At 33.4% G+C, this 23,518-nt stretch carries 24 protein-coding genes and 1 tRNA gene; 15 read left to right on the forward strand and 10 right to left on the reverse strand.

The genetic code is table 11. From position 1 onward, the window contains the following. Positions 1-716: 716 nt before the first annotated feature. A tRNA-Met gene (locus tag LQU93_RS08940) sits at positions 717-793 on the reverse strand. A 298-nt stretch (positions 794-1,091) separates the two neighbouring features. Between LQU93_RS08940 and LQU93_RS08945 the strand changes: the two genes are divergently transcribed. Genes LQU93_RS08945 through pglJ form a run of 5 tightly spaced genes read left to right on the forward strand, consistent with a single transcriptional unit; the run spans position 1,092 to position 5,971 of the window. Next, on the forward strand, positions 1,092-1,841 hold the full coding sequence (locus LQU93_RS08945; RefSeq protein ID WP_229933544.1) for a glycosyltransferase family 25 protein: 750 nt from the start codon (positions 1,092-1,094) through the stop codon (positions 1,839-1,841). Next, positions 1,838-2,767, forward strand: coding sequence for a glycosyltransferase family 2 protein (locus LQU93_RS08950; protein ID WP_229933545.1), 930 nt, complete (start codon positions 1,838-1,840; stop codon positions 2,765-2,767). Before LQU93_RS08945 ends, LQU93_RS08950 begins: the two co-directional genes overlap by 4 nt. Further along, positions 2,764-3,783 carry a glycosyltransferase gene (locus LQU93_RS08955; protein WP_229933546.1) on the forward strand — a complete coding sequence of 340 codons (1,020 nt, stop codon included), beginning with the start codon at positions 2,764-2,766 and terminating at the stop codon, positions 3,781-3,783. Before LQU93_RS08950 ends, LQU93_RS08955 begins: the two co-directional genes overlap by 4 nt. Continuing rightward, complete coding sequence (locus LQU93_RS08960) at positions 3,762-4,820, forward strand: glycosyltransferase (RefSeq protein ID WP_229933547.1); 1,059 nt, start codon at positions 3,762-3,764, stop codon at positions 4,818-4,820. The genes LQU93_RS08955 and LQU93_RS08960 overlap by 22 nt, the downstream gene beginning before the upstream one ends. Beyond that, a complete protein-coding gene (gene pglJ / locus LQU93_RS08965) occupies positions 4,817-5,971 on the forward strand; it encodes an N-acetylgalactosamine-N,N'-diacetylbacillosaminyl-diphospho-undecaprenol 4-alpha-N-acetylgalactosaminyltransferase (protein WP_229933548.1) in 1,155 nt (384 codons plus the stop codon). Before LQU93_RS08960 ends, pglJ begins: the two co-directional genes overlap by 4 nt. Positions 5,972-6,019: 48 nt before the next feature. Here the strand turns inward: pglJ and LQU93_RS08970 are convergent, their stop codons facing one another. Further along, positions 6,020-7,327 (reverse strand): sodium-dependent transporter, encoded by a 1,308-nt coding sequence (locus LQU93_RS08970; RefSeq protein ID WP_229933549.1) that lies wholly within the window; start codon positions 7,325-7,327, stop codon positions 6,020-6,022. A 131-nt stretch (positions 7,328-7,458) separates the two neighbouring features. On the opposite strand from LQU93_RS08970, the gene LQU93_RS08975 reads away from it, so the two are divergent. After that, on the forward strand, positions 7,459-8,778 hold the full coding sequence (locus LQU93_RS08975) for an MATE family efflux transporter (protein ID WP_229933550.1): 1,320 nt from the start codon (positions 7,459-7,461) through the stop codon (positions 8,776-8,778). Beyond that, positions 8,754-9,398 carry a M48 family metallopeptidase gene (locus LQU93_RS08980; protein WP_229933551.1) on the forward strand — a complete coding sequence of 215 codons (645 nt, stop codon included), beginning with the start codon at positions 8,754-8,756 and terminating at the stop codon, positions 9,396-9,398. Before LQU93_RS08975 ends, LQU93_RS08980 begins: the two co-directional genes overlap by 25 nt. Positions 9,399-9,419: 21 nt before the next feature. Here LQU93_RS08980 and LQU93_RS08985 read toward each other — a convergent pair whose 3' ends face one another. The 4 genes from LQU93_RS08985 to rpmB form a co-directional block, all read right to left on the reverse strand. Beyond that, positions 9,420-9,626, reverse strand: a complete 207-nt coding sequence (locus tag LQU93_RS08985) for a DUF465 domain-containing protein (protein WP_229933552.1) — start codon at positions 9,624-9,626, stop codon at positions 9,420-9,422. A 120-nt stretch (positions 9,627-9,746) separates the two neighbouring features. Continuing rightward, positions 9,747-10,931, reverse strand: coding sequence for a bifunctional glutamate N-acetyltransferase/amino-acid acetyltransferase ArgJ (gene argJ / locus LQU93_RS08990; protein WP_229933553.1), 1,185 nt, complete (start codon positions 10,929-10,931; stop codon positions 9,747-9,749). After that, positions 10,924-12,054: a potassium channel family protein gene (locus LQU93_RS08995; protein WP_229933554.1), complete on the reverse strand. Its 1,131-nt coding sequence runs from the start codon at positions 12,052-12,054 to the stop codon at positions 10,924-10,926. Before LQU93_RS08995 ends, argJ begins: the two co-directional genes overlap by 8 nt. A gap of 21 nt (positions 12,055-12,075) precedes the next feature. Next, entirely contained in the window at positions 12,076-12,267 is a 192-nt protein-coding gene (gene rpmB, locus LQU93_RS09000; protein WP_229933555.1) for a 50S ribosomal protein L28, read from the reverse strand. Between the two features lie 190 nt (positions 12,268-12,457). Between rpmB and LQU93_RS09005 the strand changes: the two genes are divergently transcribed. The 5 genes from LQU93_RS09005 (at position 12,458) to mnmG (ending at position 18,256) form a co-directional block, all read left to right on the forward strand. Beyond that, the gene (locus tag LQU93_RS09005; RefSeq protein ID WP_229933556.1) at positions 12,458-13,792 is read left to right on the forward strand and encodes a hypothetical protein; all 1,335 of its coding nucleotides are present in this window, start codon (positions 12,458-12,460) and stop codon (positions 13,790-13,792) included. A gap of 14 nt (positions 13,793-13,806) precedes the next feature. Then, on the forward strand, positions 13,807-14,454 hold the full coding sequence (gene rpe, locus LQU93_RS09010; protein ID WP_229933557.1) for a ribulose-phosphate 3-epimerase: 648 nt from the start codon (positions 13,807-13,809) through the stop codon (positions 14,452-14,454). Beyond that, the gene (locus tag LQU93_RS09015) at positions 14,451-15,230 is read left to right on the forward strand and encodes a 3'-5' exonuclease (protein ID WP_229933558.1); all 780 of its coding nucleotides are present in this window, start codon (positions 14,451-14,453) and stop codon (positions 15,228-15,230) included. Before rpe ends, LQU93_RS09015 begins: the two co-directional genes overlap by 4 nt. Before the next feature lie 85 nt (positions 15,231-15,315). After that, positions 15,316-15,720 (forward strand): acyl-CoA thioesterase, encoded by a 405-nt coding sequence (locus LQU93_RS09020; protein ID WP_229933567.1) that lies wholly within the window; start codon positions 15,316-15,318, stop codon positions 15,718-15,720. A gap of 661 nt (positions 15,721-16,381) precedes the next feature. Beyond that, complete coding sequence (gene mnmG, locus LQU93_RS09025; RefSeq protein WP_229933559.1) at positions 16,382-18,256, forward strand: tRNA uridine-5-carboxymethylaminomethyl(34) synthesis enzyme MnmG; 1,875 nt, start codon at positions 16,382-16,384, stop codon at positions 18,254-18,256. Here the strand turns inward: mnmG and LQU93_RS09030 are convergent. Genes LQU93_RS09030 through LQU93_RS09045 form a run of 4 tightly spaced genes read right to left on the reverse strand, consistent with a single transcriptional unit; the run spans position 18,248 to position 20,991 of the window. Beyond that, positions 18,248-19,111 (reverse strand): HNH endonuclease, encoded by an 864-nt coding sequence (locus LQU93_RS09030; RefSeq protein WP_229933560.1) that lies wholly within the window; start codon positions 19,109-19,111, stop codon positions 18,248-18,250. The two genes, mnmG and LQU93_RS09030, sit on opposite strands and share 9 nt — an antisense overlap. Beyond that, the gene (locus LQU93_RS09035) at positions 19,108-20,124 is read right to left on the reverse strand and encodes an AAA family ATPase (protein WP_229933561.1); all 1,017 of its coding nucleotides are present in this window, start codon (positions 20,122-20,124) and stop codon (positions 19,108-19,110) included. Before LQU93_RS09035 ends, LQU93_RS09030 begins: the two co-directional genes overlap by 4 nt. After that, positions 20,111-20,386: a hypothetical protein gene (locus tag LQU93_RS09040; protein WP_229933562.1), complete on the reverse strand. Its 276-nt coding sequence runs from the start codon at positions 20,384-20,386 to the stop codon at positions 20,111-20,113. Before LQU93_RS09040 ends, LQU93_RS09035 begins: the two co-directional genes overlap by 14 nt. 56 nt (positions 20,387-20,442) lie before the next feature. Next, on the reverse strand, positions 20,443-20,991 hold the full coding sequence (locus tag LQU93_RS09045) for an AAA family ATPase (protein WP_229933563.1): 549 nt from the start codon (positions 20,989-20,991) through the stop codon (positions 20,443-20,445). Positions 20,992-21,153: 162 nt separating this feature from the next. Here LQU93_RS09045 and LQU93_RS09050 point away from each other — a divergent pair, with 162 nt between their 5' ends. The 3 genes from LQU93_RS09050 to LQU93_RS09060 form a co-directional block, all read left to right on the forward strand. Beyond that, the gene (locus tag LQU93_RS09050; protein WP_229933564.1) at positions 21,154-21,681 is read left to right on the forward strand and encodes an isoprenylcysteine carboxyl methyltransferase family protein; all 528 of its coding nucleotides are present in this window, start codon (positions 21,154-21,156) and stop codon (positions 21,679-21,681) included. Between the two features lie 143 nt (positions 21,682-21,824). After that, positions 21,825-22,883: an NAD-dependent epimerase gene (locus tag LQU93_RS09055; protein WP_229933565.1), complete on the forward strand. Its 1,059-nt coding sequence runs from the start codon at positions 21,825-21,827 to the stop codon at positions 22,881-22,883. Continuing rightward, positions 22,880-23,518 (forward strand): DNA ligase (locus LQU93_RS09060; RefSeq protein WP_229933566.1); only part of this gene is annotated, 639 nt, incomplete at its 3' end. The genes LQU93_RS09055 and LQU93_RS09060, both read left to right, overlap by 4 nt.

Here is a 23,518-nt window from a genome sequence, read left to right on the forward strand (position 1 = left end):
CTGCAGATGGGTCTGGGATGATGTTTGCAAGGGAGGTTTGAACTATTAATGATATGCTAATCATGCAAGATAGCATCTTTTTAGCAAACATTGGTGTCATTAAAGACCTTTAAATTATTAATCTGTTTTAATAATAACATTTGCTATCACAACTTTTGCTTAAAAGATGTAGTGTAAATTTAAATTTTGCATATATAAGACAAATAGCACAATTTTTATTTTAAGTTTTTTACTAGAACGCGACTTAATACGTGAGTATTAATTTTTAAATTTCAACAACGTAGAATAGACAAAACAATCAAAGTAGATAAAAATAGACTTAGAAAAAGAACAAGAAGCCTTCATGTGTGACGTGGCTAAGCTTTTAAACTACTTGTGTTAAGCGGTCATGAAGTAATGGGTGAAGAGTTAGAACATGCACTAAGCATAGTAATAAATTTACATAAAAACGAATGGAATGGAAATTTTAAAAACTTTTTAGATATTTTGCATTTTGAAGTGTGGTAATACTTTATAGGATACTTACATATTGAGAGAAATGTGTAGATTTTGTGCCAATTATTTTTTATAAAACAACTCTAAAATAAACTTATAAAATAATGCGAAATTGAATGTCTTAAATGTTGCCAAAATATTTAACTTTTAATATCTTTAAGTAAAATTTGGCTAACTTTTTGACAAAAGTTTTAAGATACTATATTTTAGCGATTCTAAGATGGTGTCAAGAGAGAGACTTGAACTCTCGACCTCCGGCTTATGAGACCAGCGCTCTAACCAGCTGAGCTACCTTGACACAAAATAAAATTGAGATTGTACTGAATTAAAGCTTATTTTTACATAAAACAAATGCTATCTATTTTGTATTTGTTAATTATACGAGAAATTTAAAACACCAATATGATTTAAAATGCTTTCAAAATTTAATAAAATATGCCTTATGCTCAATTGATAAAGCCATAAATTTGCTCTATTTTGATGCTTTTGTGTGTACAAGACATTTATATTTAAAAAATTAGCACAAGAGTATATAAGAAAATAAAACTGTTAATTAACATATTTTTTGTATAATTGCAATAAATAAAGGATAAAATTTGAACAATAAAATATATTTAATCTCTCTTAAAAAAGATACAAAAAGGCGTGAAATTTTAAAATCTAGATTTGCAAACTATGATGATTTTGAGTTGGTTTATGGAGTTGATGGACGTGAGCTAGATGCCAAAGCTTACTATTCGCACATAAACACATCATTCAAGGCTTATGGTAGGCTTTTAACGCCTTCTGAAGTTGGCTGTACGTTGTCACATATGATTGCTTATGAGAGATTTTTGCAAAGTGGTGCCGAGTATGCGTTGATACTAGAAGATGATGTGATAGGCGATGAAGCCATGATTAATCAGGCGTTTTTGTTGGCTAAAAATATGGATAAAAACTCAGTATTAATATGCGGATGCCAAGATGGCTTAAATGACAGATTTTCAGCATTTGCTAAGCGAACACAGCATATGTATGAGGTGTCGCCATATTCATACAAATGCATTTATAGAACAGCATCATATATTATTACTCAAAATTCTGCCAAAGCTATACTAAATACTCACAAAAACGCCATAAATACAACTGACGTTTGGGAGTATTTGCTTGATAAAAACGGTCTAAAAATGTATTTTGCAGATATTTTTTCTCATCCTTTGGACTTAAGTGATTCAAATATCGAAAAAGAAAGAGCAGAGCGTGGATATAAGCCAAATTTTATGGCTTATATGCGAAGCATTAAATTTATAATAGCTAGTAGATTTTTTGTGAATTTTTGTGGATATGAAAGGATTTTTAAGCGATGAGTGAGCCAAAAGTAAGCGTGATAATAGCGACACGAAATCGCCCTGAATTACTCAAAAAGGCTATAAAATCAGCACAAAATCAAACTCATAAAAATTTACAAATAATCGTTAGTGATGATAGTGATGGCAATGAGACTGAAAATTTGTGTGCCAACTTAAATGATGAGCGTATCAATTACGTCAAAAACACAACTCATGCAAAAAGTCCAAATGGAAACAAAAATAACGCCCTTGATTATGTGGTTGGCGAGTATGTTTGTTTTTGTGATGATGATGATGAGCTGTTGCCAAATGCCGTGGCACAATGTTTAAGGTGTGTAAATTTAGGCTACAAGTGCGTATTTGCTGATGCGTTAAAACAAAGCGATGGCGTGATAAATGGCGAAATAGCGGGACGAAGCGTGTATAAAAAAAGCGGCGAGATGAGTAAAATTGACTATCATTGCGGACGCATTGGCGGAGAGTATTTTAAACTATTCTCACGTGAATTTATTGATGATTTTCGTTTTGACGAGCTAAGCTTTGGTGGTGAAAATGAGCTTTATATAAGGTTTTTTGAAGATAGGGTTTATTATTGCAAAAGTCCGCTATATATTTACCGTATTAATCGAGATGACAGTGCGACAAAAAATGCCCACAAACACGCTAAAATGGTCGCTCATGCGTATATCAAAACCGCACAAATGTGTCATGATATAGCCATAATACACGAGCCAAAATTCCTGGCACTTCAGTATAAAAATGCCGCTTATTATGCTAAAATTTCAGGGCAATACTCATTAATGCTTTGGTCGATTTTAAAAAGTTTAAAAATTTCAATTTGCAAGGAAAATTTAACATTTTTGCTAGTTAGTTTTTTGCCTAGTTCGTTTATGATGAAGCTTTCTAATTTGCGTGTTAAAATCAAGCAAAAAGTTGGCATATGAAAATACTTTTTGTAATTACTAGCTTACAAAATGGCGGTGCTGAGCGAGTATGTGTCACACTAGCAAACCATCTTAGTAAAAACAATGATGTAAGCATCTTAAAGCATGATAAAAACGAGCCGTTTTATAAACTAAACAGCAATATTAAGCTTATAAATCCTCATGTTTTTAAGAGTGCTTTTATGCGTAGAATTAAAAAAATTTCAGACTTAAGAAGTTTGATAAAACGCGAAAAATACGATGTTGTTGTCTCTTTTATGGATTCTACAAATTTTTTAGTTATTTTAGCTATGCTTGGACTAAAAACAAAGTTAATTATAAGCGAACATACTTCCTATAACGCACCAAAACCATTTTGGGTAAAGCCACTAAAATGGCTACTTTATCCATTTGCAAACGCCTTAAGCGTTTTAAGCAAGGTTGATTTAAACTACTATAAAAAAATTAATAAAAATACAATCATCATGCATAATCCTAGTTTCGTAAATCAATGCGAATGGGGGACTGATAAGCAAAATTTAGTATTATTTGTTGGGCGTTTGACAAGCGTAAAAAATCCACAAATGTTTATACACGTAGCAAATGAGCTAAAAGCACTTAATGCCGAGTTTGTTATGATAGGAGATGGCGTGATGAAAGATGAACTTGTTGCGTTAAATCAAAGCTTAAATGCTGGTGTTAAGATGATAGGAAGCGTAGCTGATGTAAGCTCGTGGTATAAAAGAGCTAAAATTTTAGTTTCGACGTCAAATTTTGAAGGATTTGGAAATACTTTGATTGAGGCGATGGCGTTTGATTGCGTTAGGATATCGACAAAAACAAGCGGCGCATGTGAGATTATAGACAATGATGGAATTTTAATAGATTTTAACGATGTAAAACAGATGAGCGAGGCCATAAAAATGGTGTTAAATGATGATGTAAAAAGACAAAATTTACTTAAAAATGCACGTAAAAACTATGATAAATTTAGCACCGAAAATATCGCTAAAAAATGGCTGGAGATAATGAAGTGAGATTGCTTTTTGTTATAGCTGGGCTTAGAAACGGCGGTGCTGAGAGAGTTTTAAGCGTGGTTAGTAATGCACTTTGTAATGAAAATGAAGTTCATTTAGCAGTTTTAGAAGATGATTTAAAACTCTATGAGTTTAATGCAACAATACACTACTTAAAAAACAAATATCACGATAAAAATTTTCGTTTCATACGCAAAATTTTAGCTCTTCAAGAGTGTTTTAAACAGGTAAATCCTGATGTGATTATTAGTTTTATTGATTGGACAAATGTGCTTTGCGTGATTGCAAATTATAATCTTAAATTTAAACATATCGCCACCGAACATCACGCACATGATTATTTAAAAAGTGCCAAATTTAGGCTAGTTCGTGATATGGCATATAGGCATGTTGATATGCTTAGTGTGCTTAATAAAACAGATTTTGAGTATTATGATTTTGTAAAAAATAAGGTTATTTTACACAATCCATTGTTTTTAAGCGCAGATGAGCTTTTGGAAAAACAAAATGTGATTTTAAGCATTGGGCGATTAGAGCATGTGAAGGGTTTTGATCTGTTTTTTAGGGCTTTGGCAATGATTGATGATGAAATTTTATCAAGTTATAAGGTTTTAGTTGTCGGTGATGGACGATTAAAAAATGAGCTTAAAAAACTTTGCGATAGTTTAAATTTAAACGTTGAGTTTTTAGGACATCAAAGCGATGTTGGTAAATTTTATAAAATAGCTAAAGTTGTTGTTGTTGCCTCACGAAGCGAGGGATTTTGTAACGTGTTAGCTGAAGCAGGGGCGTTTGGCTGCGTGCGTATCACAAGCGACACAGCAGGATCTAGAGAACTGGTTAAAAACGGTATAGATGCCATTGTCTTTGAAAATGAAAATTTTCATGAGCTAGGTGAGGCTTTAAGGCTTGTTTTAAGCGATGAAGCACTTGTAAATACACTTAGTAAAAATTCAAAAAATAGCGTAAAAGAGCTAAGTCCTGAAAAAATCGTGCAAAAATGGAGTGAAATGATAAGAAAAGTGGTTAAAAAATGAAAAAGTTAAGTGTATTTTTATACTCAATGGGGCCAGGCGGTGCAGAGAGAGTTGTTTCAAATTTGCTTAAGCATTTAAAGCAAGATTATCAAGTGCATCTGGTGCTAATGAGCGATGTTATCTCATATCCTATCCCAAATGAAGTGAGTGTTCATTTTATAGAAAAATCAGATCCGTATGAGAGTGGAGTAAAAAAACTTTTTAGACTATTTTTTGCACTGCCTTATTTAGCAATCAGGTATAAAAAAATATGTCAAAAACTTAAAATTGACACGCATTTTGTTTTAATGAATCGTCCATGCTATATCGCTATCATGGCTAGATTATTTGGTTTAAAGGGACGCATGGTAATTAGCGAAAGAAGCTGTCCATCTGTGATTTATGGTGGCTCTAGTTTTAACAAAAATGATAAAAAAACTACATTTTTAGCCGATCTTGCTGGTTGTGCAAATAAATTTTTGGTTAAATTTTTATACCCAAAAGCTGATTTGATACTTGCAAATGCAAAAGGAAACGCAGATGATTTAATTCAAAATTTTAACATCAAAGCAGAAAAAGTAGTTGTGTTAGAGAATGCTTTAAGCTTAGATGAAATCTCAAAACTAAAAAATGAGCCATTTAATAGTGATTTTAAGCCGTTTTTCATAAATATAGGACGTCTTGATAGTGGCAAAAATCAAGCCATGTTAATTCGTGCGATTGCAAGTATAGATAATGCACGTGCTACACTTGGCATACTTGGCAAAGGTCCGCTTGAAAATGAGCTAAAACAACTTATAGACGAGCTTGGTGTAAATGAAAGAGTTAGGCTACTTGGCGTGGATAAAAACCCATTTAAACATATAAAAAATGCTAAAGTTTTACTGTGTGCGTCACGTTTTGAAGGCTTTTCAAATGTATTAATCGAAGCTCTTGCTTGTGAAAAAACAATAATATCAACAGATCACAAAAGCGGTGCAAGGGAGCTTATTGGTGATGATGAGTATGGGATTTTGGTGCCAGTTGATGATGAAAATGCTATGCGTAAAGCCATGATAAGCGTTTTAGATGATGAGCAAAAATGTGCTAAATACGAAGCAAAAGCCTATACAAAAGCTAGTGAGTTTGATAGCAAAAGAGTTGCAAAAAAATTGATAGAGTTTTTAAGGTGACTAAACCAAACAAGCAAAATGTCACTCGTTTGGTTTAAGAGTATAAATTTACAGTCCGTATAAAAGTGCCATAATGCAAATAATAAGTGCAATTGGCACATACACGTATCTTCCTATGCTATACCATAAATCACCATGTTTTTTGGTTGCGCCAGTATTTATCTCATCTAGTATTTCATCTTTTTTAATTACCCAAAACCATGACACAGCACCGATTACTGCACCAACAGGAATGATGTAGTTAGCGACAAAATCCATCCATGGTCCCCAGTGAAAGATTGCTTCCATATTTACACCAATGCCAAAACATATAAGGCATAGCATTGCAAGGACAAACTGGCGATTTAAATTTGGAAATTTATGCAAAATCGATTCAGCCACTGCTTCAAACATGTTTTGAAGTGAGCTAATGCCGCCAAAAACAACCGCCACAAATAAAATAATGGCAAAAATTTGTCCCCCCGGCATTTGTTGTAAAATTTTAGGTAATGTTTCAAATAGCAATCCAGGTCCAGCCGCTGGATTCATGCTAAAAGCAAACACCGCTGGTATCATAACTAGTGCGGCAACCATTGCTGCAAGTGTGTCAAAAAATGCCGTTTTTTTCGCACTATCGACCACGTCTTCATCTTTTGATAAATACGCCCCATAAACTATCATGCCAGAGCCTGTTATAGATAATGAAAAAAATGCTTGACCCATTGCATTTACCCATACCATAGGCTCAGAAAGCTTTGAAAAATCAGGAATAAATAAAAATCTATACCCATCGCTCACTCCTTCAAACATCGCAACACGAATGGCTAAAATTGCAAACAATATAAAAAATAACGGCATCATGATGTTGTTTGTTTTCTCGATACTTTTAGCACCAAAAAGTAGAGTTACAAGCGTTCCAGCGACTATAATCTCATGAAAAATCACGACAGAATATGGCTGAAGTGCAAAGCTAGAAAACCAAGTGGCAGTATCTACGCTCATTAATGATCCAGTAATTGCTTCAAATAGTGCTTTTAGCACGTATGCGATGATGACTGCATAACCGATGGCAATACACATCGAACCAGCCAAAGGCAACCAACCGATAATCTTGCCAATTTTGTGATGCCCTCTACTTGCCCAAGCGTATTCGTATGAGCCGAGTGTGCCAGTTTTGGCTCTGCGACCTATAGCGTATTCGGCCGATAAGCCAACATATGCAAAAAGTGCTATAAAAAAGATATAAATTAATAAAAACGCACCTCCGCCGTTATTGCCAAGTTTATAAGGAAAACCCCAAACATTTGCCATGCCAACAGCCGATCCGACACATGCGATTATAAAAGCCCAGCGTGACGTGAAGCCAGATTTTGCCATAAATATCCTTTGTAAATAAAAATGCAATGATTATCTCAATTTAAGGCTTAAAATTATTTAAAATTTTATATAAATTCTTAAAAATTTAAACTATTTGGGTAAAATTACCAGTTTTGCTAAAAAGGAAAAATATGAACTTATCACTTAAAAAACTAACTATACCGATATTTATAGATATGTTTTTGCATTTTATCACATTGCTAATTAACACCTACATGGTAACTAAAGTCAATGTTTCATTAGTCGGTGCAATGGGTGCTGGAAATCAAGTAATGGATCTTTTTATGACCATATTTAGTTTTTTAAGTGTAGGTTGTTCTATCGTTGTAGCACAAGCTCTTGGTGCTAAAAATCAATATCTTGCAAAAAGAGCAATTCACACTAGCATTACTTTTAACACTCTTTTAGGCGTTACCTCAGCCATGCTTATTTACTTTTTTGCACACGAAATTTTGCAGCTTTTAAAGGTGCCTAATGAGCTTAGAAATGATAGCTATATCTATTTGCACATGCTTGGATTTGCACTTTGTTTTGATGGCATCGGTATGGTTATGGCGGCTATTTTGCGTGTGTATGGATATGCAAACTTAGTTGTTGTGGTGTCGCTGGTGATGAATTTAATAACGCTTTTTGGTAACGCAATAGCCCTTTTTGGATGGTTTGGTTTGCCAAATTATGGCTTATATGGAGTAGCAGTATCGACTATAGTTGGTAGATTTTTAGGCATTTTTATTTTGCTTTATTTTTTAGTTAAAGTAGCTGGAGTTAGAATTTATACAAAGCGTTTGTTATCGCTTGCAACTGATGTTTTAAAAAAGATATTATATGTTGGATTGCCAAGTGCGGGTGAAAATTTGCTATGGATGGGGCATTATATGGTGGCATTTGCATTTGTGGCAAGCATGGGTCAAGATAGCTTAGCCGTGCAAACTATATATTTTCAAATCACACTTATGATTTTGCTGTGTGGTGCTAGTATAAGCGTGGCAAATGAGATAATTGTAGGGCATTTAGTGGGAGCAAAGGAATTTCAAAGCGCGTATAAAAAGACTTTTATTGCACTTGGATATGGTATGCTTGCGACATTTGTGGTTGTGATTGGCTTTTATTTGGCACGTGAGTTTGTTATGGATGAGCTTGATTTAAGCGATGAGTTGCGACAGATTATGGCACCGCTGTTTTTGCTCTCGATTGTGCTTGAGCTTGGCAGGACGTTTAATATCGTGATTGTAAATGCTTTACGTGCAGCAGCAGATGCAAGATTTCCGCTTGTAACGGCATTTATTTTTATGTGGTGTGTGGCGTTACCTGTTGGATATATTTTAGGTATTGGGCTTGAGTGGGGGATAATTGGCGTTTGGATAGGCTTTACGGCTGATGAGTGGCTACGTGGCATAGTAAATACGTTGCGTTGGAAAAGTAAAAAATGGCAATCAAAACGTTTAGTTTAAATTTTGAAGATATTATCATAAATGTTAGCCTAAAACCACGCGTAAAATATATGCGTTTAAAGGTCAAAAACAGCGATGCTAGTGTGAGCATTTGTGCTCCTTATCGCACTTCAAAACAAGACGTGATTGAGTTTGTAAAAACAAATGCAAACTGGCTAAGAAAAACTTATGAAACCGTAAAATCAAAGCAATTAAAAGATGATGAGGTCATGTATCTTGGAAAGCTTTATAGGCTAAAAATTGATGACAATTTTATTAAAGTTCAGATTATAAATGATGAAATTTTAGTTAGCAGTATGCGTGATTTTGATAAATTTAAAAGGCAAAAAGCAAAAGAGATACTTGGTGATTTGGTGATGAAATTTAAGCCATTAATTGATAAAAAAATAAACAAAATCAGCATAAATAGTGCAAAAACTAGATGGGGTAGTTGTAATTATAAAAAGGGCTATATAAATTTTAGCATAAGGCTTTTAGGCAAGGATTTAAGTCTGATTGAATATGTTGTGCTTCATGAACTAACGCATCTAATCTATCCAAATCACTCAAAGCAATTTTATGATTTTATAGCTAATATTATGCCTGATTTTAGGCTTAAAGAGAGATTATTAAAAGGGTAAGTGGGGGCAAATGCCCCTTATTTAAGATACTTTATATTTAGCGATGTGTGCGTAAATCTGATCTTTTAAGTTTAATTTTTCTTTTTTGAGTTTGTCACGTTCAAATGCATTAAGTCCGTCGTTTTTGTCGATTTTACTATTAAGCTCATCGTGTTTATGACAAAGTGCGTCAAAGTGTGAGTTGTTGGCTCGTATGCTTTTAATTAGCTCAGCGTGTTCTTTAATCATTCTCATCTCCTTGTATATACTTAGAGTTTAAACCTGCTTATTTTGTGTGTTTAACACAAAATTTCGCAACTTAGCTGAAAAACGAATATCTGATTTTACTACATAAAAGTAAATTGTTAGTTAAGAACGATAATCAGCATTGATTGTGACATATTTATGCCCTAAATCGCAACCGTATGCTGAAAATTTTGCGTCTCCTACGCCTAAATCACAGCTTATTTTATAGCTTGATTTTTTCATAACCTCGTGAGCTTTTTCCTCTCGTATTTTATCTAGCTCTTTGTTGTTTTTATCATAAATTAACACATCATCATACTTTATAACCAAACTATCTTCATTGCATGTAACCCCACTAGCACCGATTGTTGAAGCTATGCGTCCCCAGTTTGGATCTTGTCCGAAAATAGCTGTTTTTACAAGTAGAGAGTTTGCAAGTGCTTTTGCTACGCATCTTGCCTCATCATCATTAAACGCATTTAATATCTCAAACTCAACAACTTTTGTCGCACCCTCTCCATCCTTAACTAGCATCAATGCCAACTCTTTTGTTATCTTTTTTACAACTTCGCTAAAAGCCTTTTTATCATACGCCTTAGTTTTTCTTGATGTTAAAAGCATAACTGTATCGTTTGTCGAAGTATCGCCATCTACGCTTACACAGTTAAAACTCTCATCAACACTCTCATTTAAAGCCGCATCCATATCATCTTTTGGCACATTTGCATCTGTAAGTATGTAACATAGCATAGTTGCCATAGCCGGATTTATCATGCCAGCTCCCTTGCAAATCCCAGCCACACAAAAACTCTCACCATTTTCAAGACTAACCTTATAAGCTGTATATTTAGCAAAACTATCAGTTGTCATGATGGCACTTACAACGCCGTTATTATCTTTTGAGTTTAGATCAAATTTAGAAAAACTATTTGCAATTTGCTCTTTTTTTAGTCTATATCCTATTACGCCAGTTGAGCTCATGATAGGATTTGTTAGTAAAGTTATGTTATTTAGTTTTTCAAAAAGCCAGTTTATATCATCAACGCCCTCTTTGCCAGTCATTGCATTTGCGTTTTTTGAGTTTAGTAAAATAAAATTTGTCTTGAAATTTTTAGGATAGTTTAAAAAATGCCTAATTGGTGCGGCACGAAATTTATTTGATGTAAAAACCGCACTAATATCAAACGGCTCATTGCTTCGTATAAAACCCAAATCATTTGCACCATCTTTAAATCCAGAATTTACACCACCAAAATAAAAACCATCTATATTTTCTAATCCATTTTCTAAATGAGATATTTTATACATATTTTATATCCTCTGGTTTGTGCTTTGAGTTTATTACGCGTTTGCTTTGACGTATGCCGTGTGCCGTGCCTATGATGAGTAGCTTTGCACCTGTTGTTATTAGGGTTTCGCCATTTGGCATAGCCGTAAATTTTGAGTTGCTATCCATTATGCCAACCACATCACAGCCAGTTACATTTCGTAAATTTGTCTCTTTTAATCTTTTAAATCTCACCCATGAATAATCAGGCACTAAAACCTCTTCTATATCGATTGGTGAATCTTTTTTGTATAAAAACTGCTCTAATAAATTTTCCATATCCGGTCTTACGCTCATCGCACTTAGACGCTGAGCAACCAGTTTTGATGGGCTTACGACGCTATTTGCTCCAAGCTTTTTTAATCTTTCTGTATCATCGTCGTTGTCTGAGTTTGTCATGATAAAATATGCTCTTTTTCGTCCAATCTCTTTTTCATATAGTCTTACAGAAGCGATAAGAGCGATATTATCAGCTATATTTGTGCTTAGCGTTATTAGTCCTTTTGCACTTGAAAGATGTGCTTTTAAAAAGGCATTTTGCGTATGCGGAGCCGCTTTTAAAAAGTATGGATATTTATATTTAGCCGCTAGTTCAGCCATATCTTCTCTGTCATCAACCACCACAAACGGTATGTGATTTTGACGAAATTGAGCTGATAGCTCGATGGTGTATAGATTGTGATAGCAAATCACAAAATGGTTTTTTAGCCTTGCTATTTTATAAAGCATACTTCTCTCCTTTAATATCGCGACTAATTCGCCACGTTTTAACACCTCTACAACCAAACCGATAGAAAATGTAAATACGCAAAAACCAAGCAAAATAAATATAATAGTAAAAATTCTACCCTGATTTGATATCGGAGCAACCTCTGTAAAACCAACAGTAGTAAAGGTCATACCGGCTTGATAAATTGCATCCATAAGTGAAAAATTATCTATAAAGACATATCCTAATGAGCCAAATAGCATCATTAAAACAACAAGTATTAGTGGTAATCTAAAGGTTCGTAGTTGTTCGTAAAGTTCAGTGTTGAGATTTATTTCTGGTTTTGTAGATCTAGACCAGTTGAGGAATTTCTTGAGCCTTGTTTGAAAAGACATGAATTCCTCTTTAATTTAGCATTATTTTGACTGCTTTTTCATGGTTCTTAGTGTAGAAGCAGCAACTTTTATCTTCATTGTAGTTCCGTCTTCTAACGCTACACGAATTGTTCTAAGGTTTGGCAAAAATCTTCTTTTTGTCTTATTGTTGGCATGGCTTACATTGTTTCCAACCGCAGGACCTTTGCCTGTTATAGCACATCTTCTTGACATCTGGATATCCTTGGATTTGAAATTTAGTCTGTGATAATATCTAAAATAAACAAAGAACTTGCTTAAATGATAAAATTTATAGTGTTTGGGTTTTAATATTTATTTGAATAAAATACAAATTACATAATTAAACTAAACATAAATAAAAACTACTATAATTAGGTAATTTTTAATACAAGGTGCTTTGTAAATGACGGATTTCAAGTTCAAAGATGTAATTTGTGTTGGTTTTTTACCTGAAATTTTGGATATAAAATTTTCAATCAACACAGATTATATTGAGCTTATTTTACAAAGCGATGTTAGATGCGTGTTGCTTTCGTTTAAAAATGTTAAAGAAATTAGTTTAGTTGGACTTGATTTGGCGATAAATGCTTTGGAGTTTATTCGTCAGCGTAGCAAAAAATCAATTGGATTTTGTGATTATGATGAAGAGACTTTCGAGTTTATAATTAAAACAAAAAAATTAATAAACTTATCCTTGTTTGAAAATATACAAATTGCATGGTTGTTGTACTCTATAAATAATCAACGTGTTATTGCATATGTTGATGATGAGCAACAATGTGAGCTTTTGTTTTATAAGCTAACCATGTATTCAAATTTTGTAAAAATTGTAAAAAACAAAGAGAGATTTGATGAGTTAAAACAAGACTATAAGCTTCAAATTACTAGCAAAACACGTATAAAAAGTGGTCAAAAGCCAAAATTATACGAAAAAGACGGAGCTATTGTGTATTGCTTAGATAGCATTATACATTCAGAATTTGTTGATAGTTTTGACATTGATGAGTTTAATCGTATGCTAAAAGTCGGTTTTAAAATTTTTACATTCTCGCTAGGCTCCGCACCTACACTTGGGCTTTATGCTGCAAATTTTTTATCAAAAATATCTAAGATTGCTTTTGAATACAATGCGGTAATAAGCATATGTGGTATCGGCACTAAGCATATTTCTCCAGATATTATTGCAATGATTAAAAAATCAAACATATACTTATATGATAGCATAAATGCCTTTTTTGATGATGATAGTATAATCTATGCTGATGTGTCAAATGCAGATTTTCCAGTGGCACATGTCACAAAGCAAATTGTTACTTATGTGCCTGAAGTGATAAAATGTGTCATTGCTAGTCTTGATTTTGTTTATGATGTCCCTATTTTATACGATAAAACGCAGATAAGAAGCTATGAACTGCCACAAAACCAAAGTGTAGCACTATCTATAATGTATTTTGGAAGTATTAATTTTAGGCTTGTTCTTACCTTGCAGCAACCACTTGCAAATAAACTATCGCAACTATTTTTTGATGACAATAATAATTCACGGCTTTGCTTTTATGGACTTTTAAACATAATTTCAAGTAAAATTACAAGTTTTTTTGAAACTAAAAATATAATTCTTAAACCAACGATGCCAAGAATTTATATAAACGAAGATTTTTATGATACAAAAAGCATTGGGGCTTTTGTAAAATTTGAAATTAGTAGATATAGTGGATCGTTGTATATAAGTGCATAATTAAGGATAAACCAATGTATGTAGCACCAAGTATTTTGTCGGCTGATTTTGGAAATTTACAAGCTGAGATTAATGCCATATGTGAGGCTGGATGTGACTTGATACACATTGATGTCATGGATGGGCATTTTGTGCCAAATTTAACTATTGGACCACTTGTAGTAAATGCCGTAGCAAAAGTTGCCACAAAACCACTTGATATACATTTAATGGTAGAAAATAATACATTTTTTGCTGATTTGTTTTTGCCACTAAAGCCAAAATTTTTAACATTTCACATTGAAGAAGAAAAGCATCCTTTAAGATTAATCGATCATATTAGAAAACATGATGTAAGTCCTGGTATTGTTTTAAATCCACACACGCCAGTTTCAAGCTTAGAGCATATTATAGATGAGGTTGATATGGTGCTACTTATGAGTGTAAATCCAGGTTTTGGCGGACAGAGTTTTATGCCACTTGTGTATGATAAAATAAGAGCATTAAGAGAGCTTATAGATAGAAAAAACGCAAAGTGTTTAATTGAAGTAGATGGCGGAGTAAATGGGCTAAATGCACCAGAGCTTGATGAGGCTGGAGCTGATATATTAGTGGCTGGAAATTATATATTTTCATCAAATTCTTACGCCGAGGCTATACGTGCGATAAAGCTTGAGTTTTGAAAAGTTTAGAAAATTTACTAAATTTGTTATCAAATAGAAATTTATCCTATTATGATTTTGTTGCACGTGCAAAAAATAGCATAATAAGTGATAAATTTGACATCAAAGATGTGTCAATGTGGCAAATGCAAGGGCTTAGTATAGAGCGATTTGCTGATAAGATTGAGCTAAAAACACGCACAAATAGTATAAATGAGCAAGAATTTTGCATAGTGGATATAGAAACAAGTGGTGGCATGAGTAGCGGTCAAATCATAGAAATAGGTGCTGTAAAGATAAAAAACGCAGTTGAGATATCGCATTTTCAAAGCCTAGTTCATGCTACAAATATACCTGAAAGCATAAGTGAGCTAACTGGCATTTATGATAGTGATTTAGTAGATGCACCGCCATTAGCAAAAGTGCTTGAGAATTTTAGAGTGTATCTTGGTGATGCAGTATTTGTCGCTCATAATGTAAATTTTGATTATAATTTTATATCTCATAGTTTAGAAAGCATGGGTTTTGGTATGCTTTTAAATCGTAAAATTTGCACCATTGAACTAGCTCGTCGCACTATAAAATCTGAGCGTTACGGACTAGAAAGCTTAAAAAATCTACTTGGCATAAACAGCACTCATCACAGGGCTTTAAGCGATGCAAGAGCTGCATGTGAAGTGTTTAAAACAAGTTTAATGTGTTTGCCAAATAGCGTTAAGCACACAGAAGAGCTTATAAAATTTTCAAAATCTGCTCCCAAACACTACAAAGACAAAACGCCAAGCTTAGAAATTTAAAACGACACAAAAATATTATTAAAATTTAAACTTTGTTGATGTATTATACTAATAAAAATTATCAACAAGGAAAAATATGCTTGATTTGAAAGATTATGGTGAGCCTAGAGTAAAGATAGAAGCCATGCCAAAGGATACAAACTCAGCTGGAAATATATTTGGCGGATGGCTTATGTCTCATATTGATATAGCTGGTGTGGTTGCTTCAAGGGAGTTGGCTCCTGAGCGTGTTGTAACTATATCGATGAAAGAGATTATATTTAAAGAGCCCGTTTATGTTGGCGATATAGTAAGCTTTTACGCCAAGGTCATAGCCGTTGGAAAAACATCTATCACAACACAGATAGAGGTTACAACAACTAGATTAAACGAAAGTGGCGTAAATGAGTGTCTGCACGTGACAAGTGCGGTTGCAACGTATGTTAGCGTCACAAAATCTGGCGAGAAAAAGCCAATAGATCTAGAGCTTAAAAAATTACACGGCTTTTAATCTGTTGTAAAATTTGATATTTTATTGAGCTAAAATTAATGTGATAGTTATATAGTGTTTTAATTAAATTTAAAAAGAATTAAAAATGAAAAGATTTGCTGATTTTGCAAAGTGGTGCTATTTTTTGGCGTTGTTTTATTTTAGTTATTGGCTTGGCTATTTGGTAGTTAGTAGTATATTTGAATAAAATAAAACCCTAATGAGTTTAATATAAAAAGATGGCAAATATCTTATTTATGCATAGATTAAAGCGTACTTTGTGCTTTAAAGCAAATTGTTGCTACAAACAACAAAGAAAAAAGTAAAAATTTAAGCTTATAAATAGTATTTTTAGATGCTTAAGTGATGTATTATTTAAAGATGATAACTTTTGCAGTATGTAAAACTCTTAAAAACGACTTTTAAGGATTGTGAGAAATTTATAAAATATCGCGAAGGCATTGGGTAGATGATGGGTGTGTTAAGCGGATTTGGCAGGGGTTATTATAAGCTTTTGATAATGGCAAGGGTTAAATTTTGACACAAATAAGCCTTGATGCAGATGAGTTAAAATAAATAGCTTATCTTTATAAAAAGCCTTAACAAAAATTAAATAAAGATATTTAAAATTTATGATAGCTTTAAAATAGTATAATCTAGCCTTTAAATTTTGGAGATGGTTATGCAAGAATATGACATTATAGTAGTTGGTGGCGGACATGCTGGAATTGAGGCGTGTTTGGCTTGTGCTAAAATGGGCAAAAAGACACTTTTAATAACAATACTAGCTGAAAATATAGGACTAGCAAGCTGCAATCCAGCCATAGGCGGACTAGCTAAAGGGCATTTGGTAAAAGAGATAGACGCTCTTGGTGGCCAGATGGGACTAGCTACCGATGCAAGTGGGATACAATTTCGCATACTAAATGAGAGCAAAGGTCCAGCTGTGCGTGGCTCTCGCGCTCAAATAGATATGGATAGATATAGAATTTACATGCGTAACAAGCTTTTAAATACGACAAATCTTGAAATTTCACAAGAAATTGCGACTGAAATTTTAACTAAAAATGGCGAAATTGTTGGCATAAAAACACAGCTAAATGAATACAAAGCCAAAAAATTAATCATAACAACTGGAACATTTTTAAACGGATTAATTCACGTTGGCACAACAAAGATAAATGCAGGACGTGTCGGTGAATTAAGCTCAGTTGATCTTTCATCTTCGCTAAAAAACTTAGGTTTGAAAATGGGACGATTAAAAACCGGCACTTGCCCTAGAATAGACGCAAAAAGCATTGATTTTAGTGTGCTTGAGATCCAAAACGGCGACGAGAAACCAACGCCATTTAGTTTTAGAACTAAAAACTTTAATCCTACTCAGCTACCATGCTATGTAGCTTATACAAATGAAACCACACACGATACAATCCGTGAAAATTTTCATCAAGCACCGCTATTTACAGGGCAAATTGAAGGTGTTGGACCAAGGTATTGCCCAAGCATTGAAGATAAAATCAACCGCTTTAGTGACCGAGATAGACATCATCTTTTTATTGAACCACAAACCTTAGAAGCGACTGAGTATTATATAAATGGCTTTTCTACTTCACTTCCTTATCATGTTCAAATCGATATGATACGCTCAGTTAAAGGGTTTGAGAATGCAAAAATAGTCCGTCACGGATATGCGATAGAGTATGATTATGTCGAGCCTACCGAGCTTTATCACACGCTTGAGACAAAGGCTATAAAAGGACTGTATTTAGCTGGACAGATAAACGGAACTACTGGCTATGAAGAAGCGGCGGCTCAGGGGCTGATGGCTGGTATAAATGCCGTTTTAGCGACAAATGAGCATGAACCATTTGTGTTGCGACGTGACGAGGCGTATATTGGCGTTATGATAGATGATTTAGTAACTAAAGGCACAAAAGAGCCTTATCGTGTATTTACATCACGTGCGGAGTATAGACTGCTGCTTCGTGAGAGTAATGCGATTTTAAGGCTTGGTAAATATGCTAGAGCTTATAATTTACTAGATGAAAATACGCTAAATGAGATAGATTTAGTCGCAAACAACCTAAAACAGGGTCTAGATATACTAAACTCAACCATCATTACCCCTTCAAAAGAAAATCTTGCTATGTTAGAAAATTTAGGCGAAGATAAGATAAGCGAAAAAGCAACACTTCAAAAAATCGTAGCCAGAAAGAGCTTTGATATAGAAAAACTAAAAAAATTAGATGAGTTTTTTGCTGGTATTGATGATGTTAGTTTGTTTGAAATTTTAACAGAAGCAAAATATCAGCACTACATAAACGAACAAAAAGCCCAAATAGACAAGATGAAAGATATGCTAGATGTGAAAATACCTGAAAATTTTAGCTTTAAAGGCATATCAGGATTGAGTAATGAAGTTGTTGAAAAGCTTGAAAAATTTGCACCAAAAACGCTATTTGGTGCGTCGCAGATAAGTGGCATAACACCAGCTGCGATAGATGTGCTACATATATACATCAAGCAGTTTCATAGAGCAAATGAGAGCCTAAAATAGTTTTAATTGTTGGCTGATATCTTTAATTAGCTTGTTAAAAGGGCGTTTGTTTATATCTTTTGTATCAGTGTATGAACCTGTTATTAATCGAAAAAGTTCAGATTTGCTGCCAAAGATACGCCCTTGATAATTTTTTATCAGCTCATTTATGTAGCTTTCGTTGTAAATTTTGCTTTTTTGTAGTAGTTCAAATGCCAAATCTTTATGCTCGTTATATAGTGATTTTATGTTAAAGACTTCGATATGGTTTTTGGCTTTTTCGTAATTTGTTGCAATATCGCAGTCTAAATTTATAGAATTGTTATCTTTTAAATTTGCATCTTGAAGTATTATTTTAAATTTTACATCATCATCAAAACTCTCTTTAAAAGGATAGTAAATTTTCTTATCTTTGCTTGATTTTCGTTGGTTGCAAGTGTAACACGATGGGATTAGATTATAAATACTGATAGCTAGATGTGGGTATTTACTTTTGTTAAAAAAATGATCTAGCTGTGCAGTTGTTTCGCCATATTTATTGAAATTTACTATATAGTTTCTGTTACAATATGGGCAAGTGCTAATATCTAGATTTGAGACGTATTTTGCTCTTATTTTTTGTGTTACTTTGTTTTCATATAGACCTGAAAAGTAATTTTTAAATTCTATTTTATTAGTAGCTACAAAATCATTTAAATCAAGTATTTTATCATAGTTTAGAGTGATAAGCTGTTCTAAATCTATATTAAATTTAAAATCTTTGAGCTTTTGTTTTAAAATTTTATTTATATTTTCAATCTCATCAGACTTAAAATTCGCTAAAACGCTATCTTTAAATTCATTAATTGCTGTTTGCGATATATTTATCTTTATCATTTTTGCTCTTTTTTGGCTAGTTTTCTTTCAAGCTCTTTTATTTGTGCTTTTATCTCATCGATTTGATCTATTGTAGCCAGTCTTTTGCTATTTAACATTCTTTTAAGCTCTGTTTTTAGTATTGGTTCGCCTATTAAATTTATGATTGTTTCGCATTCTTTTAGCTTGGCTTTATCTAAGCATGGCTCATTTAAGTGCTTAATGACGCTGTTAATTGTGCTCCTTGCAAACTCACCCATAAGCCCATCTTGCATAAAAAATCCATGCGAAAGTAGAGTGTGTATATTTGCACCAAAAGTATCAATGTCTGGATAAATCTGTTTGCCGTTATCTAAAAACAAGACATTTTGTTTTGGTATATCAGAGAGAATAAAAGGCGAATGTGTCGCCATTATAACAATAAATTTCGTATCATCAAATAATTTAAGCAAATTTAGCATAGAGTTTAAAATAGATCTTTGCCACTGCGGATGAAATCCTAGCTCAAGCTCATCAAGAAGTATGCAAAAAGTATTTTTTAAATCGCTATTTTTATAAAATTTTATATAATACATAAGCATATAGATAAACCCCAAAAATGTCTTTTCGCCATAGCTTAAATCAGAAAATTTTCTATCATTTTCATCGATTGCATCAACAAATATAAAAGAGGGAATATGTGGCAAAATTGCTTTTATTTTTTCTAAATCATTACTAGCTTCGTTCAAATTTTCGATGTCATTTTCATTCATTACATCGATTAATTTTGCAAGTTCAAACACATCTTTAAGAAACAACAAAGAGTTTTTATTAATTATTTGTGTTAATTTATTATTGCCAACTAATTCTTTAAATTTAGCAACATTATTATCGTCTAAAACTAAATTTTCGATAAATTTTTGCATAATACTTGCTTTGTCAATAGTGTTTAACTCTTTGGTGTTTAAATGGCTAAATTTATCTTGCTCATCGCAAGTATTTTTATATATTTTTTTAAAAAAGTTTTTGTATTTTTCATCATTAAAAAAACACACTTATATCTCTTTTGTCGCTAAAATTTTCAACACATTTAGAAGCAATAAGTGCAAGAAAATACTCGTAAAATCTATTTAGGCTTAGTGAATTTTTATGTTTATTTCTGGGTAGTATATTTGCAGTTAAATTGCTTTTAAAAATATCATCTTGAAATGAAAAATCTACTTTTGTTGGCATGAAATTTAACTTATTAGTATCAAAAGTATTGCCAAGCACATTTTTTACATCATATTCACCAAAGGCATTGATGGCTTTAAACATGGTTAAAATAGTAGTGTTTTGATTTTTTCGTATATCTACGATGCCTTTTTGTTTATTTACAAGTGCAAAAGCGTTAAAATATCATGTGGCTTAAAATCATCTTGGTACAAACTAGCCTCAAAACTATGCAAATCTTTGTTTATAAATTTAAAAAAATATGAGCTTAATTGTTCGTTTGATGGATTATAAAAAATATTTAAGATTTGTTTTGTATCGACACGATAGATGCCTTTTTGTTCATTGCATAAATTTAAAGTAGTCGCATAACTAAATTGCATAAAACAATCGCCACAATCCGCATATAAAAATTTACTTCCATTAAAAAGTAAAATCCAATTTCCACTATTTTCTAACTCATTTTTTGTTACAAGTCCAAATAAGCCAAGCAAAATTATCTCAATTAGACTACTTTTACCGCTTCCATTTTGTCCGACTACTGCGTTTATACTTATGTTATCACCAAATATATTTTTATGCTCTTTGTTTTCATTTATTGTCAAGGTTTTTGTGTTGTCGTCGTATTGACATTTAAATTTTGGACTTAGATTAAAGCCTTGATTTTGTATATTTTTATATTTTGATACCCAAATATAAACAAGCTGCATTTTTACCCTTTTAAAGATGTGTGTTTGTATTATATTAAATTTGTTCTAAATAATGTTTTGAAAATACTAAGTATTTTTAAATTTAGATATTAAATTTACATTTTTATTGCTTTTTTATTTATAAAATATTAATATTTTATAAATATCAAAAAAAGGGTAACAATGACGATTTATATCTTAGTTGCGGTTATTTTCGCACTCAGGCTTGTATTTTTAAAAATTTCAAAGCAAAATGAAGCCATGATTTTGCAAAATGGCGGCGTAGAACATGGCGTAAAAAATACAAAAATGCTTACAATTGCACACATTGCGTTTTATTTTTCGTGTTTGACTGAAGCGGTTGTAAAAACGTCCGTTTTTGACACGACTTCGGCTGTTGGACTTGGGCTTATAGTGTTTGCATTTTTGATGCTTTATTATATCGTAAATCACCTATTAAGGGGCATTTGGACGGTTAAATTGATGGTTGCAAACAATCACAAATACAACCCACACTGGCTTTTTAGATACGTAAAACACCCAAATTACTATCTAAACATCATCCCAGAACTCATCGGACTTGCACTTTTGTGCCATGCAAAAATTTCATTTATGATTTTAATGCCAATTTATTTAATTGTTCTTTTTATTCGTATCAAGCAAGAAGATAAAGTTTTAAAAGAGATAATTATCCCAAATTCATCATTTTAAGCTATTTATTTTAAAGTCATCGCTGTTTTTAAGCCTGGCGATGACCTTCTTGCACATTTTATCGACAAATATTAATCTTAAAAAAGTCAAATTTAGGGCTAAATTTGATAAAATCATGCATTAAAATAATCAAAGGACAACACATGAGAGTTTTAGTCACAGGCACGGCAGGATTTATCGGATTTCACCTTGCAAATGCACTTGCAAAAAGGGGTGATGAGGTCATAGGGTATGATAATATCAACGATTATTACGACGTGGGTTTAAAATTAGCAAGGCTTAAATTTGCAGGATTTAGCACAGATGAGATTACTACAAACAGACTAATCACTTCAAAAACTACGCCAAACTTAAAATTTATCAAAGCCGATTTAGCAGACAAAACGACGCTTGATATGCTTTTTAAAGAGTATAAATTTGACTGCGTTGTAAATCTTGCAGCACAAGCTGGGGTTCGCTACTCTCTTATAAACCCACAAGCCTACATCGATAGCAACATCACAGGATTTTTAAACATATTAGAGTGCTGTCGCCATAATGCCACGCCAAATTTAGTATATGCAAGCTCAAGTTCAGTTTATGGACTAAATGAAAATATGCCGTTTAACACGCACGAAGCCGTAAATCACCCAATCAGTCTATACGCAGCAAGTAAAAAGAGCAACGAGATGATGGCACACACCTACAGCCATCTTTTTGGTGTGCCTACTACCGGGCTTAGGTTTTTTACCGTTTATGGACCTTGGGGGCGACCTGATATGGCACTATTTTTATTTGTCGATGCCGCACTTAAAGGCAAGAGCATAGATGTTTTTAACCACGGCAAGATGAGACGTGATTTTACCTATGTCGATGACATAGTAAAGGGCATCATAAAGTGCGTCGATAACCCAGCCACGCCAAATCCAGCTTGGGATGCCAAAGCCCCAGATCCAGCCACCTCGTCAGCTGCGTTTAAAATTTATAACATCGGCAACAATAGCCCAGTTGAATTAATGGAGTATATCAATGCGATAGAGCTAAAAATCGGACGCGAGATAAGCAAAAATTTCCTTCCACTTCAAGCAGGAGACGTGCCTGCGACATTTGCCGATGTGAGCGATTTGGTGGCGGATTTTGAGTATAAGCCAAACACTAGCGTAAATGACGGCGTGGCGAAATTTATCGAGTGGTATTGCGAATTTTACGGAGTTAAGGCTTGAGAGCGATTGCCCTTGTTTTTGCGTTTTTACTAAGCTATTGCAATGCATTTGAGCTTATGAAGCTTGGCGAGTTTAAAGATCAAAATGTCAGCGGTTGGCTTGTGAGTGAGAAGCTTGATGGTATCAGAGCGTATTGGGATGGGCAAAATTTGCTTAGTAGAAACGGCGTTAAACTTGTGGTGCCAAGCGAGTTTGTGGCGAGTTTTCCGCCATTTGCACTAGATGGTGAGCTGTTTAGCAAAAGAGGTGAGTTTGAGAAAATACAATCAATTGTGATGGATAAATCTCCAAACTTAAAAGAGTGGCAAGATGTGAAGTTTTACGTATTTGACGTGCCAGAGGCAAGTGGTGGGCTTTTATCTAGGCTTGAAGTTTTGCATAAATTTCTACTAAAACACCCCAGCCAATACATCGCAGTAATAGAGCAAATCAAGCTCAAAGATAACGCCCAGCTTTATGAAATTTATAACGACATCACTCAAAATGATGGCGAAGGCGTAGTCATACGCAACCCAAAAACAGCGTATATCGGCGGTAGAAGCCAGATGAATTTAAAATTTAAAAGCTTTAAAGATGATGAGTGCGAAGTCATAGCTATAAATTTAGGCAAAGGCAAGTATAGCGATAAAATGGGA

It is taken from the genome of Campylobacter majalis, from assembly GCF_905120465.1.
GTDB lineage: Bacteria > Campylobacterota > Campylobacteria > Campylobacterales > Campylobacteraceae > Campylobacter_A > Campylobacter_A majalis.